This is a genomic window from Allocatelliglobosispora scoriae (genome assembly GCF_014204945.1).
GTDB lineage: Bacteria > Actinomycetota > Actinomycetes > Mycobacteriales > Micromonosporaceae > Allocatelliglobosispora > Allocatelliglobosispora scoriae.
This window is the reverse complement of record NZ_JACHMN010000002.1, coordinates 3,100,438-3,115,552: the sequence shown is the minus strand read 5'-3', so window position 1 is coordinate 3,115,552 and position 15,115 is coordinate 3,100,438. Positions and strand designations below refer to the sequence as shown.

15 protein-coding genes are annotated in these 15,115 nt (G+C 70.3%); 11 read left to right on the top strand and 4 right to left on the bottom strand.

The window, feature by feature from the left end:
* Positions 1-12: 12 nt before the first annotated feature.
* From F4553_RS19785 to F4553_RS19760, 6 genes are all read left to right on the top strand, one after another.
* Positions 13-1,137, top strand: coding sequence for a DegT/DnrJ/EryC1/StrS family aminotransferase (locus F4553_RS19785; RefSeq protein WP_184838114.1), 1,125 nt, complete (start codon positions 13-15; stop codon positions 1,135-1,137).
* A gap of 13 nt (positions 1,138-1,150) precedes the next feature.
* Positions 1,151-1,984 carry a hypothetical protein gene (locus F4553_RS19780; RefSeq protein ID WP_184840926.1) on the top strand — a complete coding sequence of 278 codons (834 nt, stop codon included), beginning with the start codon at positions 1,151-1,153 and terminating at the stop codon, positions 1,982-1,984.
* The gene (locus F4553_RS19775; protein ID WP_184838112.1) at positions 1,974-3,662 is read left to right on the top strand and encodes a class I SAM-dependent methyltransferase; all 1,689 of its coding nucleotides are present in this window, start codon (positions 1,974-1,976) and stop codon (positions 3,660-3,662) included. The genes F4553_RS19780 and F4553_RS19775 overlap by 11 nt, the downstream gene beginning before the upstream one ends.
* Positions 3,659-4,672, top strand: a complete 1,014-nt coding sequence (locus F4553_RS42485; RefSeq protein ID WP_184838110.1) for a PseG/SpsG family protein — start codon at positions 3,659-3,661, stop codon at positions 4,670-4,672. The genes F4553_RS19775 and F4553_RS42485 overlap by 4 nt, the downstream gene beginning before the upstream one ends.
* Positions 4,673-4,821: 149 nt before the next feature.
* Positions 4,822-6,126: an ABC transporter ATP-binding protein gene (locus F4553_RS19765; protein WP_184838108.1), complete on the top strand. Its 1,305-nt coding sequence runs from the start codon at positions 4,822-4,824 to the stop codon at positions 6,124-6,126.
* Between the two features lie 232 nt (positions 6,127-6,358).
* On the top strand, positions 6,359-6,610 hold the full coding sequence (locus tag F4553_RS19760) for a hypothetical protein (protein WP_184838107.1): 252 nt from the start codon (positions 6,359-6,361) through the stop codon (positions 6,608-6,610).
* A 57-nt stretch (positions 6,611-6,667) separates the two neighbouring features.
* Here the strand turns inward: F4553_RS19760 and F4553_RS19755 are convergent, their stop codons facing one another.
* The 3 genes from F4553_RS19755 to F4553_RS19745 form a co-directional block, all read right to left on the bottom strand.
* Positions 6,668-7,912, bottom strand: coding sequence for an extracellular catalytic domain type 1 short-chain-length polyhydroxyalkanoate depolymerase (locus F4553_RS19755; protein WP_184838105.1), 1,245 nt, complete (start codon positions 7,910-7,912; stop codon positions 6,668-6,670).
* Between the two features lie 66 nt (positions 7,913-7,978).
* Positions 7,979-8,626 (bottom strand): Pr6Pr family membrane protein, encoded by a 648-nt coding sequence (locus F4553_RS19750; RefSeq protein WP_184838103.1) that lies wholly within the window; start codon positions 8,624-8,626, stop codon positions 7,979-7,981.
* A gap of 72 nt (positions 8,627-8,698) precedes the next feature.
* Positions 8,699-9,328, bottom strand: a complete 630-nt coding sequence (locus tag F4553_RS19745) for a hypothetical protein (protein ID WP_184838101.1) — start codon at positions 9,326-9,328, stop codon at positions 8,699-8,701.
* Between the two features lie 136 nt (positions 9,329-9,464).
* On the opposite strand from F4553_RS19745, the gene F4553_RS19740 reads away from it, so the two are divergent.
* The 3 genes from F4553_RS19740 to F4553_RS19730 are packed head-to-tail and all read left to right on the top strand — an operon-like array spanning position 9,465 to position 11,310.
* The gene (locus F4553_RS19740) at positions 9,465-10,142 is read left to right on the top strand and encodes a hypothetical protein (protein ID WP_184838099.1); all 678 of its coding nucleotides are present in this window, start codon (positions 9,465-9,467) and stop codon (positions 10,140-10,142) included.
* Positions 10,139-10,774 carry a DUF4352 domain-containing protein gene (locus tag F4553_RS19735; RefSeq protein WP_184838097.1) on the top strand — a complete coding sequence of 212 codons (636 nt, stop codon included), beginning with the start codon at positions 10,139-10,141 and terminating at the stop codon, positions 10,772-10,774. The genes F4553_RS19740 and F4553_RS19735 overlap by 4 nt, the downstream gene beginning before the upstream one ends.
* The gene (locus F4553_RS19730; RefSeq protein WP_184838095.1) at positions 10,771-11,310 is read left to right on the top strand and encodes a hypothetical protein; all 540 of its coding nucleotides are present in this window, start codon (positions 10,771-10,773) and stop codon (positions 11,308-11,310) included. The genes F4553_RS19735 and F4553_RS19730 overlap by 4 nt, the downstream gene beginning before the upstream one ends.
* Here F4553_RS19730 and F4553_RS19725 read toward each other — a convergent pair.
* A complete protein-coding gene (locus F4553_RS19725; protein ID WP_184838093.1) occupies positions 11,194-12,462 on the bottom strand; it encodes a hypothetical protein in 1,269 nt (422 codons plus the stop codon). The genes F4553_RS19730 and F4553_RS19725 overlap by 117 nt on opposite strands.
* Before the next feature lie 87 nt (positions 12,463-12,549).
* On the opposite strand from F4553_RS19725, the gene F4553_RS19720 reads away from it, so the two are divergent.
* Both F4553_RS19720 and F4553_RS40185 read left to right on the top strand, forming a co-directional pair.
* Entirely contained in the window at positions 12,550-13,443 is an 894-nt protein-coding gene (locus F4553_RS19720; protein ID WP_312875268.1) for a DMT family transporter, read from the top strand.
* A 45-nt stretch (positions 13,444-13,488) separates the two neighbouring features.
* Positions 13,489-15,111, top strand: a complete 1,623-nt coding sequence (locus F4553_RS40185; protein ID WP_221469946.1) for a hypothetical protein — start codon at positions 13,489-13,491, stop codon at positions 15,109-15,111.
* Positions 15,112-15,115 lie beyond the last annotated feature (4 nt).

Below are 15,115 nucleotides of genomic sequence, written 5' to 3'. Positions count from 1 at the left end.
AAGGGGTTCGCGATGTTGCCGTACGGGCGCCAGTCCATCGATGACGACGACATCGCTGCCGTCGTCGAGACGCTGCGGGGCGATTGGTTGACGATCGGTCCGCAGGTGGCGGCCTTCGAGAAGGATCTTGAGGCGTGGACCGACGGCGTCGGCGTCGCGGTGGTGAGCAACGGCACCGCGGCGCTGCACACGGCGTATGCCGCTGCCGGGATCCGACCGGGCGACGAGGTGGTCACCTCGCCGATGACCTTCGTCGCCACCGCCTCGACGGCGATCGCCCAGGGCGCCACGGTCGTCTTCGCCGACACCGAGGACGACACCGCCAACCTCGACCCGGCGGCGGCCCAGGCGGCCGTCACCGGGCGCACGAAGGTGATCGCCGCGATCGACTACGCGGGCCACCCGGCGGAGTACGACGAACTCCGCAAGGTCGCCGACAACGCCGGTGCGCTGCTGCTCGCCGACGCCGCCCACGCGATCGGCTCGACCTATCGCGGCCGGGCGGTCGGGTCGCTCGCCGACCTCACCACCTTCTCGTTCTTCCCGACGAAGAACCTCACCACCGCCGAGGGCGGCGCGGTCGCCGCGCTCGATCCGGTGATCCTGGACCGGGCTCGCAAGTTCCGCAGCATCGGCATGGTGCGCGAGCAGGACCGGCTGCGCCACCCCGATGTCGGCGGCTGGCACCAGGAGGTGCACGAGTTCGGCCTCAACTACCGGCTCCCCGACGTGCTCTGCGCACTCGGCCGCAGCCAGCTCAAGCGGCTCGGCGGCTTCAAGTCCCGCCGCACCGAGCTGGTCGCCCGCTACCACGAGCTGCTCGCCGACGTGCCCGGCCTGCGGCTGCCGGTGCAGCGCGCCTGGGTCGACCCGGCGTGGCACCTCTACCCGGTGCGGGTGCTCGACGGCCGCCGTCGCGAGGTCTTCGACCGGATGCGGGCCGCCGGGATCGGTGTGCAGGTCAACTACATCCCGGTCTACTGGCACCCGGTCTTCGAGGACCTGGGCTACCGGCGCGGCATGTGCCCCAACGCCGAGCGGTTCTATGCCGAGGAGCTCTCGCTGCCGCTCTTCCCCGCGCTGACCGACGCCGACCAGGACCGGGTCGTCGCCGCGCTGCACGAGATCCTTGGCTAAGAGCGCCGTCGCGGTGCACTTCAGCAACCACTACTACGGCCACGCCGACCTGCTCGCCCGCTTCTGCGGCGAGCCGATCGTCGAGCGTGCGCCGCGCATCCACGGGGTCATCCAGCACGGCTGGAACATCGGTGACGGCATCGGCCAGACCAAGACGGTCGACGGCATGCAGATCTTCGTCTGGTCGGAGGAGCTGCGCAGACGGGCGTGGTCGATGGGGCGGCGCAACCTCGCCGTGATCGGCGCGCCGTGGGCGTACCTGCTGGCGATGGAGCCCGAGTCCGCAGATGCGCCGGAGCGCGCCGGGACCATCTGGTACCCCTTCCACGGCTGGGAGAAGCAGAAGGTCATGGGCGACCATGGCGAGCTGATCAAGACCATCCGCCGAGTCGAGGGCGACGAGCCGGTCACCGTCTGCCTCTACTGGCAGGAGTTCCAGACCAAGCCGGTCCGCGACCTCTACGAGCGGGCCGGTTTCCGGGTCGTGTGCCACGGCTGGCGCGGCCAGCACTGGGCCAGGCGCGAGCCGGAATTCCTCTACAAACAGCTCGCCGAGCTGCGCAAGCACAAGCGGGTCGCCTCCAACCGCCTCTCCACCGCCATCTTCTACGGCGCTTCGGTCGGCTGCGAGATCGCCGTCTACGGCGACCCGATGGTGCTGGAGGGCGACGACCCGGCGAGCGGCGGCCAGGAGCGGCTGCGCCGCCAGTGGGGCGACCTGCACGGCGAGCGGGTCGATCCGGCCCTCTCCGCAGCGGCCGCCGTTCGCGAGCTCGGCATCGATCGCATGCTCACCCCTCCCGAGCTGCGCGAACTCTTCGGTTGGAGCGCCTGGCATGACCGCTGACCTCGAGATGATCGGTGGCGAGCTGCGCACCTTCGCGGAGCCGCAGCCACCGGCCGGTGGACCCGGCCTCGCCGCCCTGCTGCATGCAGTGGCAGAGCCCGGCACGACGGTGCTGCTCGCCGGCCCGCACGCCGCAGACCTGATCGAGGCGCTCGACGGTGCCAAGGTCACCGCTCTGCTGCGCGGCCATCCCGACGCGGAGTCCCTCGCCGCCGCGCACTCCGGGGTCCGGGTGGTCTGCGGCAGCATCGACCGGCTGCCGGCGGAGACCTTCGACCTCGTCGTCGCGCTTGCCGGGCTGCACCGGCTGATCTCCGCCGAGGGTGCCCAGCTCACGTGGGGTGAGACGCTCGGCCGACTCGCCGGAGCCGTCGCGCCCGGCGGCCGGCTGCTCGTCGCCGCCGAGAACCCGCTGGGCGTGCACCGGCTCGTCGCCTTCGCGCCCGCCGAGGACCCGAACTCCGACGAGTCGTGGAGCCCGGCCGCGAGCGCCGACGCCTCCCGCCCCGCATCCGCAGCTCAGCTGAGAGACGCGCTCACGGCTGCGGGTCTCGCGCCGGTCGTCGCCTACGCCGCGTACGCCGTGCCGCACGCACCGAGCCTGCTCGTCACCGGGGGCGCCCTGCCGCTGCTTCCGCCCGGTCAGCTCGCCGCGAGCTGCGCGGACCTCTCCGGTCCGGTCCTCAGCGACCCGCGCGGCATCGCCGCCGACGCGCTCCGAGCCGGTCTCGCCGCAGGTCTCGCGCCGTCGTGGCTCACCCTCGCCACCAAACCCGACCCCTCGGCCGGTACGCCGAAAGCCATGCCGGACGGCTTCCTCGCCGAGCCCGGCGTCACCGGCGATCTGCGCGTGGCCCTGCATGTCGTGGTGACCGGCGACGGCACCCTGAATCGCGTACCGGCCGCCACGGCAGCGCTGGTCCACGGCCCGGTCACCCGGGATCCGGCCCGGCTCGTCGGCGCCATCCCACCCGGTCGCCTCCTCGCCGAGGTGCTGCTCGGCCACATCCTGCGCCGTGACGTCCCCGCCGTCCGGGGCACGCTACGCGCCTACGCGCAGTGGCTGGAGCAGGCCGGGGACGGTGCGGTCTTCGCCACGGTCGATCGCGTCGTCGTCGACGGGGATGAGCACACTCCGCTCGATGCGAGCTGGCGCTGGACGGAGCCGGTCCGCACCGAGCTGGTCCTCGCCGTCGCACTGCGGGACTTCGCGGTCACGCTGATCACCGAGGGGCACCCGCACGGCTGGCCGGCGGGGCTCGACGCCGACGGGCTCACCGCGCTCCTCGCCGGGCTCGCCGGTCGGGAGCTGGGTCGCACGGTCCTGACCGAGGCGACCGCGCTCGCCGCGACGATCGCGTCGGCGGTTCGGGGTCTCACCCCGCAGGAGACCGCCGACCTGCGCGAGGCGCTGGCGACGGTGGGCACGGGTTCGGTGCCCCTGACCGTGGAGAGCCACCGGGAGCTGCTCCTCGCCGCGCAGGCGGGTCGCGCCGAGGTGATCCGGCTGCGTGCCGTCCTCAAGCGCACCGAGGACTGGCTCGCCGACTGCGAACGCAAGCTCAAGGACGCCCAGCGGGGGCTCACGAAGCTCAAGGAGTCCAAGGCCTACGACATCGGGCGCAAGATCGTCCGTCCGGTCCGTAAGCTGCGGCGCATGCTGCGCGGTGGCAAGTGACGGTCGGAATCCGCTGCGATGCGGGAGCGACCACCGGGGTCGGCCACCTCGTCCGCTGCGTGGCGCTCGCGGAGGAGCTGACGAGCCGAGGCGTGCCGGTGCTCTTCCTCGGCGATCTCGGCGGCATCGCCTGGGCCGAGCAGCAGCTCACACGCCGTGGGCTGGCGCTGGCGCCCGGTCCGTGGACGCCCGACGAGACCGTGGCGGCGATCGAGCGGCACGGGTTGACCAGGCTCGTGATCGATTCCTACGTCGTCGATCCGGGGTGCGCGGCGGCGGCGCGGGCGGTCGGCGTACCAACACTGGCCATTGTGGACGGTGACACCCGCGGCCAGGAGGCGGACCTCTTCCTGGACCAGAACCTGGGCGCTTCCCTGCCGATGGTCGCGGACCCGGCGGCGAAGCTGCTCGGGGTGGAGTTCGCGCTGCTGCGCGACGACATCCGCAACCGGCGGCCGGATGTGCCATATCGCGCGGCGGGCGGACCGCCGAAGGTGCTCGCGTTCTTCGGCGGCACCGACGCATTCGGCGCGGCACCGCCGATCGCGGAGCTCCTCGTCGCGAGCGGCGCTGCCTGGGACGCGACCGTCATCGCCGGTTCGGAGACCTCTGCGGCCCTGCTCGCGCAGGTCAAGCCGCAGGAGGGCCAGCGGCTCTCGGTGCTGCCGACCACGGACGCGCTGCCCGAGCTGATCGCGGCGGCGGATCTCGTCATCAGCGCCTCCGGTACGTCCACCTGGGAGCTGCTCTGCCTCGGAGCGCCATCGGCACTGGTGTGGGTGGTGGAGAACCAGCGCGAGGGCTACCGTCGAGTGGTGGATGCCGGGCTGGCCGCCGGAATCGGACTTTTGGACGAGCTCAAGCGGCTGAACCGACCGTCTGAGGCATCGCACGTGCTGCGCGAGCTGCTCACCGAGCCAGATCTGCGGGTCGAATTCGGTGAGAAGGCGTTTGCGACGGTCGATGGGCGTGGGCGAGACCGGGTGACCGATCGCCTGCTGGGACTGTAGAGCGCTCTCCTGTTGCGGAAAACGCACTTGGGAATAAGTCTGTAACGGTGCGAACACGCGAAGAACATCGCACGTTTACCCGATATGCCTCGGCCACATCCTTCGCAACAGTAACGAGACTCGGGGCCGAAAAACTGTGGGAGGAGACGGTGACAACCGTCGCGCTCAAAGATGTGACCAAGGTGTTCCCTGACGGGACAGTCGCGGTCGACAACGTCAGCCTTGATATCGCTGACGGTGAATTCATGGTGTTGCTGGGCCCTTCGGGTTGCGGCAAGTCGACGGTTCTGCGCATGGTTGCCGGCCTGGAGGACCCGACCACGGGTGCGATCCTGCTGGATGGTGCGCTCGCCAACCAACTCCCACCACGCGACCGGCGGATCGCGATGGTCTTCCAGGACTTCGCGCTCTACCCGCACATGACCGTCGGTGACAACATCGGCTTCCCACTGCGCCTGTCCGGCGTCGAGCCGGCGCCGCGTGCGGAGCGGGTGGCCGACGTCGCCAGTGCCCTGGGCATCGGGGATGTGTTGGGGCGCAAGCCCAGCCAGCTCTCCGGCGGTCAGCGCCAGCGCGTCGCGATGGGCCGCGCCATCGTGCGCCGCCCCGGCCTCTTCCTCATGGACGAGCCACTCTCCAATCTCGACAGCGGCCTGCGGGCGGAGCTTCGGGCCGAGATCTCCGGTCTCGTCCACGAGCTCGGCGTGAGCTGCATGTATGTCACTCACGACCAGGCCGAGGCGCTCACCATGGCCGACCGGGTCGCGATCATGCGCAAGGGTGTCCTGCAGGATGTCGGCACGCCGACGGAGGTCTACGGCAAGCCGGCGACCCTCTATGTCGCGGCCTTCCTCGGCAGCCCGCGGATGAACCTGCTCGAGGCGAGCGTCTACGTCCACCTCGACCGCTACGTCCAGCTCAACCTCGGCGAGCAGTCGCTCTACCTGCGGTGGGACGACATCCGGGCCCGCGCGGTCTCGCACTACCACGGTGAGCGGATCGTCGTCGGCATCCGGGCGGAGGCGCTCATGCCCGTCGCCCCCGACACCCCCGGTGACGTGCTGCAGGGCCGCATCCGCTACCTCGAGCACCACGGCCACGAGTCGCTCGCCTTCGTCGACATCGGCGCGACGGCGGTCGTCGTCGACGAGCTCGGCGGCGCGCCCGCCGACATCGAGGCCAACGGCGCCCGCGGCCTGCGTCGCTTCGGTCATGTCTTCAGCCGCCTGTCCGGCAAGGAGAAGGTGGAGACCCAGGGCGCGACCACCACGACCGCGCAGAAGACCTCGGTCTTCTCCGACGGCCGCCACCACCGCCGTCCGGCCGAGCTCGCAGTCCGGCTGGCGCCCTATCCCCAGGTCACGGGTGGTCACCCGCTCGCCGTCCAGGTTCGCATGGACGCGCTGCACTTCTTCGACGACCGCGGCGACCGGATCGACGTCGGCCGTCGCTGAGCCGGCCTCCGATGACCCCCTGCCGATCTGGGCAGGGGGTCATTTTGGCGTCGGCACCAGGAGTGCCGGACCGAGCCCCGCAGGGCGCGCCGACCGGCATTCGCCATGTGGGCGCGCCGCAGTCTCAGCCTTCTGCTAGCGTTTGGAACCATGTTCATCTGAGGAGTCCGCGCCTCCCATGCGCGTCGAACCCATGACATGTTGATCGTTGAACTCTTCAGGAGGAACAGCCATGCCTGCAAAGAAGTCCGCCGGTAAGCCGGCCGAGGAGCCGAACGAGCCTGCCGAGTCCGCAGCCGTCGAGCCCGAGGCCGACGAGACGGCCGAGGAGCCCGAGTTCGCCAACCGCGCCGAGCGCCGTGCCGCCAAGGGCAAGGGCAAGACCGCGTCCGGCCAGCAGCAGACCTTCGGCAAGGGCAATGTCGCCGCGAAGGCCAACACCGGCCCGGCGCAGCGCATCTGGTCCAACCGCAAGGCCGGTTAACCCTTTTCGGGGTACGCGGTGGAGGGGCGGGGCTGTTGCCCCGCCCCTCCACCGTGCTCAGCACTGACCGTCGGCGAGCACGTAATAGTTGGTGCCGGTCCGGCGCAGGGTGTGGATGACCGCCACGTTCCACAAGCCCATCGCCTGGTTGGAGCCGTTGGCGTAGGTGTAGCCGCCGGACTGGTGTGCCCGCCCGGCCGTGGTGTGCGCGTAATTGCTGGCCGTGAAGCACGGCTGAGCCGTCGGGCTGGACGTCGGGCTGGGACTCGCCGTCGGGCTGGAGCTCGCTGTCGGGCTCGCCGATGCGCTGGGCGATGGCGGCGTGACCGTGCCGCTGAGGCCGAAGTCCCGCGCGATGTAGTAGGACGAGCAGATCGAGTCGATGAAGTAGCTGCCCGCCGAACCGCACTGCTCAGCGGCGCTGCCGGGGTCGATCGGCGTACCGTGGGCGATGCCCTGGACCTGATAGACGAGCACCTCGTCGCCGCTGCCGTAGCGGGTCAGGGTGGTGCTCGACGGCAGGCTCGCCGTCCCGGTGGCGGTCTGGGAGATGCCCCGCACATTGGTCCACTGGTCGCGCAGCTCGGTGGCGTTGGCGGGGATCACCGTGGCGTCGGAGCTGCCATACCAGATCGAGACCTTCGGCCACGGTCCCGTGTAGCCGGGGTTGGCGTTGCGGACCAGGGTGCCCCACTGTGCCGGAGTCTTCGACTGAGCCGTGTACATGCACGAGTAGGCGCTGGTCGCGTCGGTCGCGCACCGGTAGGGGAGTCCGGCGATCACCGCACCGGCGGCGAAGACCTCGGGGTAGGTGGCGAGCATGACCGACGTCATCGCACCACCGGCGGAGAGCCCGGTGACATAGACCCGGGCCGGGTTGGTGGCGTAGTTGGCGAGTGCGTAGTCCACCATCTGCTTGATCGAGAGCGCTTCGCCCTGCCCACGGGACGTGTCGGCGGGGAGGAAGAAGTTGAAACACGAGCTGCTGTTGTTCGCCGAGCTCGTCTGGGCGTAGACGACGGCGAAGCGGTGCTGGTCGGCGAACTTCTGCCAACCGGAGTGGGCGTGATAGTCGGCGGCGGTCTGCGTACACCCGTGTAGCACGACCACCAGCGGGGCGTTCGCCGGCAGGTCGATGGGGCGGTAGCTGAACATCGTGAGGTTGCCCGGGTTGCTGCCGAAGCCGGTGACCTGGGTCAGGGTCGCCGCGGCATGGGCGGGGAGCATCGAGACGGTGAACCCGGTGAGGGCCATCGCGATACCGGTGAGGACGGAGACGATCCAGCGGGAGCGGGTTGTCATGGCCGGACGGTAAGTGTGCGCCAGGCCTCGTCGACATGGCCTGCAGGCACACATTGACGCGTGCGGTTATGGGCGGCGGGGTCGCTCCAGCCGTTGCTTGATCCAGGAGTCGAAGCCGACGAAGGCCGCCGCGAGGCCGATGACGAGGATCGAGATCGCCAGACAGTTCCGCAGCACCTTTGCGTAACCCAGCGTGTCGACGTAGAGGAACGGGTAGGCGTACCAGTCGACGATCGGACCTCTGACCAGGCTGACGGCGAGCCAGATGATCGGGAAGAGCAGCGCGAGCGCGGCGATCCGCCAGGAGGTCTGCCCACGCGGGCCGAAGATCAGCCAGCCGAGGATGGCGACGATCGGCACGATGATGTGCAGGATCGTGTCCGAGACCTTGCCCCACGGCGTCAGCGTCGCGAGCCCCGCGAGCACCGTGTTGTAGATGAAGCCGGTGACCGCGATGCCGAGGATGCCGGCGAACCGGAAGACCTGGAACACCGTCGACGTGCGATTCAGATTGATCGCGAGCAGCGCGCAGGTGACTCCCACGATGAGGTTGGAGTCGATGGTGAAGAAGAAGATCAGGTTCGCCACGTTCGGCCATGGCGTCGCGAAGTGGGTGCCCTTCGCGGTGGCACTGACCGGAATCTGGATGGCGAGGGCCACCGCCACCAGCACGGCGGTGAATGCGAAGCAGATCCGTGCCAAACGCTGGCTCATGAAATCGCAGCTTAATAGCACAAACCGCCCCGACAGCACGTTTCGGTGCAGTCGGGGCGGTCGATGTCGCTCCTAGATCTTGGTCAGCTTCCAGGTGACGATGGGGCTGATGAAGGTCGCGCTGCTGCCGCTGCACGTGTAGCCGAGGTTGCCCTGGGCCAGATCGAGCGCGCCCTCGAAGGGCGTCGTCGTCGAGGGGACGGTCTGGCCGCCCATCGACATCGTGATCGTGCTCTTCACGGTGTTGGAGGGCATCGTGCCACCCAGCTTGCCGTCCTTGGCGACCCAGTCGGAGCTGGTCGCCTCACCCTTGAACGTGTTCTTCATATCCATGACCAGGCCCTCGCTCACCGGGGCCTTGATCGCGATAACGGTGTTGTCGTATTTGATGCTCATCTTGTCGCCGAAGGCGAGCGTGATCGCTCCGGTGCCCTTGCCGGTCGCGCCCCGGCCGACCCGCTCGGCGGTCTGCTTCGCCATATCGTCGACGTCGACCTTCCAACTCCCCATCAAGCAGGCGTCGCGGCCCGTCACGGTGCCACCGGCACCGCCTGCGGTCGGCGAGGCTGCAGCCGAGGGCGCGGTGCCGGCGGGGGTGGTGCCGGCTGCGGTCGGTGTGCCGGATTCTCCCGAGGAGGAGCACGCGGCGAGGGACAGTGCGGTGATCGCGGCACCGATGAGCAGGACTGCCTTGACTCTCATGGGTGCAGCCTGGCAGTTAAGGCCTCGCGTGAAAAGACGAGGGTGGGTCACATTCACGTCACTGGACATCGTTCGACGTTACCCAGAACGGGGTCGCGGGTCCACAGGTGGCGAGGAACTCTCGTATGCTCGCCGCGTGGGCGGTTGGCTGAGACAGGGCGAAGACTTTCTGCTGCAACGACTCGGCGTCGTCATCGGCGTCGTGGCGCTGGCGATCTCCGGCCTCTTCGGCGGCCTGCGGGCGGCCGAGGATCCGCCGGTGGCGACCGCCGCGGTGGACCAGGTGGTCGACGGCGGGCCGTGGCGGGTCACGGTCACCGGTGCCCGGCTCCTCAACGACATGCCCACCCTGCACCTGCGAGATCCCGGCAACTACTGGGTCGTCGTCCTGGTGACCGTCGAGATCACGGAGAAGGAGGGCTGGGGGGTCCTGAGCAAGTTCTTCGACATGCCGCCCCTCGCCGACAAGCCCGACCAGTTCCCCACGATCATGCTCGTGCGCGACGGCAGCCAGCCCAATCGGCTGCAGCCGGGGATGCCGGAGAAGCTCGCCTTCTTCTGGGAGCAGTCCGCCGGGACGCCGCCGCCGACCGCGCTGACCCTGAGCGTGCCCAAGTCGACCTATCGGGAGAGCTTCATCACCGGCTACATGGAGTGGTTGCCCGATCTCGATGACGACCTCAAGCCCGTCTACGCGGCGAAGCTCACGGTGCCGGTCGTGGACAAGCGGATCGCCCCGTCGCCGTCGGCCGCTCCGTCCAGCTCGCCGCCGGTCTCGCCATCGGTCTCGCCGTCCGCGAGCGTGAAGCCGTGACCGAAGCCGTGACCGAACCCGCCACCGAACCCGTCATCGACCGACGCCCCGAGCGCGGACTGCTGATCCGCTGGCGCGACCGCCTCGGCGGCATCGTGCTCGTCTCGGCCACGCTGCTGATCGGCCACCTCTTCATCGAGGCCACGCCGGACCGGGACTCCGGCGAGCGGCCCTACCTCCGGTCCGGAACGATCGGCGAGGTGCTCGACGGGCGCACCTTCGACGCCACCGTCGTCGGCATGCGCGGCGCGACCCAGCTCTCCGGATCCCCCTTCGTCCACGACACGCAGGGGGTCTGGGTGATCGTCCGGTTCCGGGTGGTGCCCCGGGACGAGCCGGTCCGGCTGGGCTACGCCGTGCTCGTCGACGAGGACGAGCGGTGGTTCCGGGCGACGGACCGGATCACCCAGCCGCTCCTCGGTCAGGAGCTGCAGCCGGGCATCCCGGTCGAGGGGGAGATCGCCTTCGAGGTGCCGAAGGACTCCAAACACCTGGCGGTACGCCTGACGGAGGAGACCTTCGACATCCGGATGTCCGCGATCGTGGAGGTGCCGCTGCCGATCGGCGACCTCAACACGTGGTCCCTGGCGAAGGAGCCGGTCAAGCTGGAGAAGGCGACGGTCGTGTCATGAGCTGGTGGCGTCGTAACCTGTGGGGCCTGATCGCCCTGCTCCCGGCGATCGCGGCGTTGATCGGGGTCAACTACCGGGATGCCTACGGGCGCTACTGGGAGTTCCAGCCTCGCGTACCGGTCAGCTCGTCGGGATGGGTGGAGTACGCCGGGTCCGGGATGCGGCTGGCCGAGCTGACCGACGTGACCGATCAGCTCAAGGACTACTCCGGTGACCCGGTGGTGATCCCGGGCGGCGTGCGTGCCTGGCGTGCCGTCGTGGAGTTCCGCTACGGCCCGGGGGTGAAGAACGGCGGCTGCTCCTTCCACCTGGAGGACGACCACGGCCGGGTCTACGGCGCGAACCCCCGGGAGCTGAGCGAGGCGAGGGTGGCCCGGTACGCGAGCTGCGAGGCCGACGAGACCAAGGTGAAGGACCCGTCAGCCGGCTTTCGCGTAGAGGTCTTCTTCATCGCCGCGCCCGACTCCCGGCCGGTCGCCGTGCGCATCGTGCTCGGCACCTCGCTGCCCCGTTACGCCCGGCTGACCCTCGCCTAGCGGACGGGGCGCAGCCGGTGCCGTCGCGCGCTGGGCCAGCACGAACTGCTCGGTCGCCGCGGCGACGAGGCAGATCAGCACGGCCGAGCCGATCGCCGAGTTGAGGCCGCCGAAGATGTAGGAGAGCGACCACCACACGGTCCCGAGGTCCTGCGGCCCGACGAGCACGCGCTCCAGCTCCCACAGCCCTCTCGGCACGGTCCGCACCACGACGAAGGAGAGGCAGAAGAGCATCAGCATCGGCAGGTTCGCCCGGCGCAGCACCCGGGCGGCGAGGATCAGGGCACCGAAGCGGCCGCCGGGGTTGACGACACCGAGGACCGCCGTGCGAGCCCGCTTCGGCAGGATGCTGAGGCGCCGGTAGGTCGCGAACTCGGCCGGCGTGGGCAGATCCCGCAGCTTGTCGCCGTAGATGACCGCGGCGACGGCGAGCCAGGCCACCGGCACGATGATCACGGGCTCGATCGCGTCGATGGCGCCGGTCCAGGCCCACTTGGCGCCGCTCATCCACTCGTCGATGGTGTGGGCGGCCTGCCGGTCCCAGAGCCAGTTGATCGCCGGTTTGACGATCGTGACCCAGATGATGACGACCGAGATCACGTCGAGGTACGCCTTGACGAACCCGACGAGCCGGAACCGGTTGGACCGGGGCCACCAGTCCAGCAGCGTGCGCACCGCGACGGCGCAGCCGGCCGCGATCCACATCGCCCGGTTGAGGCTGAAGGGCATCCGCTCGGTGACGCTGCCACCGAACTGCGAGGTGAGGATCGAGTAGAGATAGGACGCGAAATCCTGCTGCAGGTCCCCATAGGACGCGTAGATCACGATGAACGGCACGAGCGCGCTGCCGATGTCGCCGATGAGCCGTCCCTTGACCCGCTCGGTGGCGGCCAGACCCGGCAGCGACTGGCGCAGCACGAGAAACGCCAGCGTGTATGAGGTGAGCACCGCGATCGGGATCAGCGCGAAGGTGAGGGAGCCGAGCGCGTTGCTGATCTCGCTCGCCTCGGTGGCGAGCCACAGCAGCCCGGAGCGGGCGGCGACGCCGAAGAGCGTGATCGCGAACAGGGTCGGCCAGTGGCGGCCGAGGAGCCGGGCCGCGGTGGCGAGGACACCGCCGGCACTTCCGAAGGCGCGCAGAAGGGATGACACGACGAGCACGCTAGCCGATCCTCGATGCGCCGGGGACCCGTGTCCCGTGCCGCAACGGATGTCGGTGGGTGGGCCTACTGTCTAGGCGTGATCAAGGCGAGAAACGACGCGCTGCTCCCGCTGGCCGCGATCGGTGTGACGGTGGTGCTGTGGGCCTCGGCCTTCGTCGCGATCCGGCATGTCGGACGGGAGTTCTCCCCGGGTGGCATGGCCCTGTTCCGCCTGCTCGTCGCCGGTGTGGTGCTCGGCGCGGTGGTCGCGTTCCGCCGGGTCGAGCGTCCCGAGGGCGGTCAGGCCTGGCCTGGCCGACGCCACCTGCCCCGGCTGATCGCGTGCGGCGTGCTCTGGTTCGGCCTCTACAACGTCGCGCTCAACGAGGCCGAGCGGCGGGTCGACGCGGGCACGGCGGCGATGCTCGTCAACATCGGGCCGATCCTCATCGCCGTTCTCGCCGGGTTCTTCCTCCACGAGGGCTTCCCGCGGATGCTGATCATCGGCAGCCTCATCGCGTTCGGCGGTGTCGTGGTGATCGGCCTGGCGACCTCGACCGGTGCTGAGACCAACGTCTGGGGCGTGGTCCTCTGCGTCGTCGCGGCCATCGCCTACGCGATCGGCGTGGTCACCCAGAAGCCGTTGCTCAAGGACCTGCCTGGCCTGCACGTCACCTGGCTCGCCTGCCTCATCGGTGCGGTGAGCTGCCTGCCCTTCGCTCCGGACCTGATCGACGATCTCTCGACCGCCGCGCCCGCGACGATCTGGTGGGTGGTCTACCTCGGTGTGATGCCGACCGCGCTGGCGTTCACGACCTGGGCATACGCGCTGGCCCGGTCCAGTGCGGGTCGGCTGGGCGCGGCGACCTACCTGGTGCCGCCGCTCGCGATCCTGATGGGCTGGCTCCTCCTCGGCGAGACCCCCGCCGCGCTCGCCCTCGTCGGCGGCGTGATCTGCCTCGCCGGGGTGTATATCGCCCGCCGCAAGTAAAGGCGTTCGACGGAATCCGAGAGGCCTTCCGAATAGTCTTGCTTTGTGCCGGATTCCACAGGCGGCTATGAGCTATTCGGTGCGCTGGCGTGCATGGCCATCGCGGCGGTGCTGCTGATCCTGCTCGTGTCGCTGCGCGGTCGACGCCGATCGTCCGCACCGACGCAGACCAGCGCGCCCGCACCAGCCGATCCCTTCGCGCAGACGCCGACGAAGACCATGTCCGACCAGGCGAACGCCGCGCTCGTCGAGGCGGACAACGCCCTGCGCACCAGCGAGCAGGAGCTCGGCTTCGCCCAGGCACAGTACGGCGCCCCGGCCACCGAAGCCTTCGCCCAGGCGCTCGCCGCTTCCCGGGCCGATGTCGTCGAGGCGTTCCGGCTGCGCCAGCGGCTCGACGACGAGGTCCCCGAGGACGAGCCGACGCAGCGGGCGATGCTGCGCGACATCATCGAACGCTGTGCCGCGGCCGACCAGCGGCTCGACTCGCAGGCCGACGCCTTCCACCAGCTCCGAGCCCTGGAGACGCAGGTCGACACGCTCCTTCCCGGGCTCGCCACGCGCCACGCCGCCGCGAAGACCCGCCTGACCGCTGCGGCCGCGTCGTGGCAGGCGCTCCTCATCCGGTACGCCGACACGGCCCTCGCCCCGGTCGCCGACAACGTGGGCCAGGCGACGACCAGGGTCGACTTCGCCGGTGCCGAGGTGGCCCGGGCCCAGCAGGCGCTGACGACCGGGGACCGGCCCGCCGCCGCCCTGGCGACCCGGGGAGCCGAGCAGGCACTCGGTCAGGCGAGCACCCTCCTCGACGCGCTCGACTCCACCGCCGTCGACCTGGAGAAGGCGAGCGCCGCCGTGGCGACCCTGCTCGCCGACACCCAGGCCGAGGTCGCCGCGGGAAAGGCGGCACTCCAGGCGTCCGGCGCCTCCGGCAGCGGTGACCAGGTCGCCCTCGCCGCCGCCGTAGCCAGGGCCGATCAGATCGTCACCGACGTCCGGGCCGGGCTCGGTGCGGCGCGCAGCGATCCGATGCAGACGCTGCGACGGCTGGAGGGTGCGGCGACCGGGCTCGGCGAATCGTTGGGGTCGATCCGGGACGCCGCCGCTCAGGCCCAGCACGCTCGGGCGCTGCTCCATCAGGCCCTTTTCTCCGCCCGGTCCACCATCGACACGGCCACCGAGTTCATCACGACCCGGCGGGGGGCGATCGGCGCTCAGGCGCGTACCCGGCTGTCGGAAGCGCAGCGCCGCCTGGAGCAGGCGACGGCCGTGAGCAGCGCGGACCCGGTCGCCGCCCTCGCCTCGGCCCAATCCGCGCAGGCGCTCGCCGAGCAGGCGGTCTCGGCCGCGCGCAGTGACGTCGAGCAGTGGTCCACGCCGAGCGGCGGTTACGGCGGCAACGTGGTGATCGGCGGCGGCGGGCTCGGCGGTGCAGTGCTCGGCGGCATCCTGCTCGAAGGGATGCTCGGCGGCGGTGGCGGCGGCTTCGGTGGGCGACCCGGGATGGGCGGCGGCTATCGCCGGGGCCGCGGTGGTGGCGGCTTCCGGATCAGCGGGTTCGCCGACACCGGCAACGGCTCGATCGCCGCTCCGCCGGAGACTGAGCTGCCGCCCGTGCCGGGCCGGTTCGGTGGACCGACGACCTGGAGCCGGGACCTCGGCGCCTGACAGC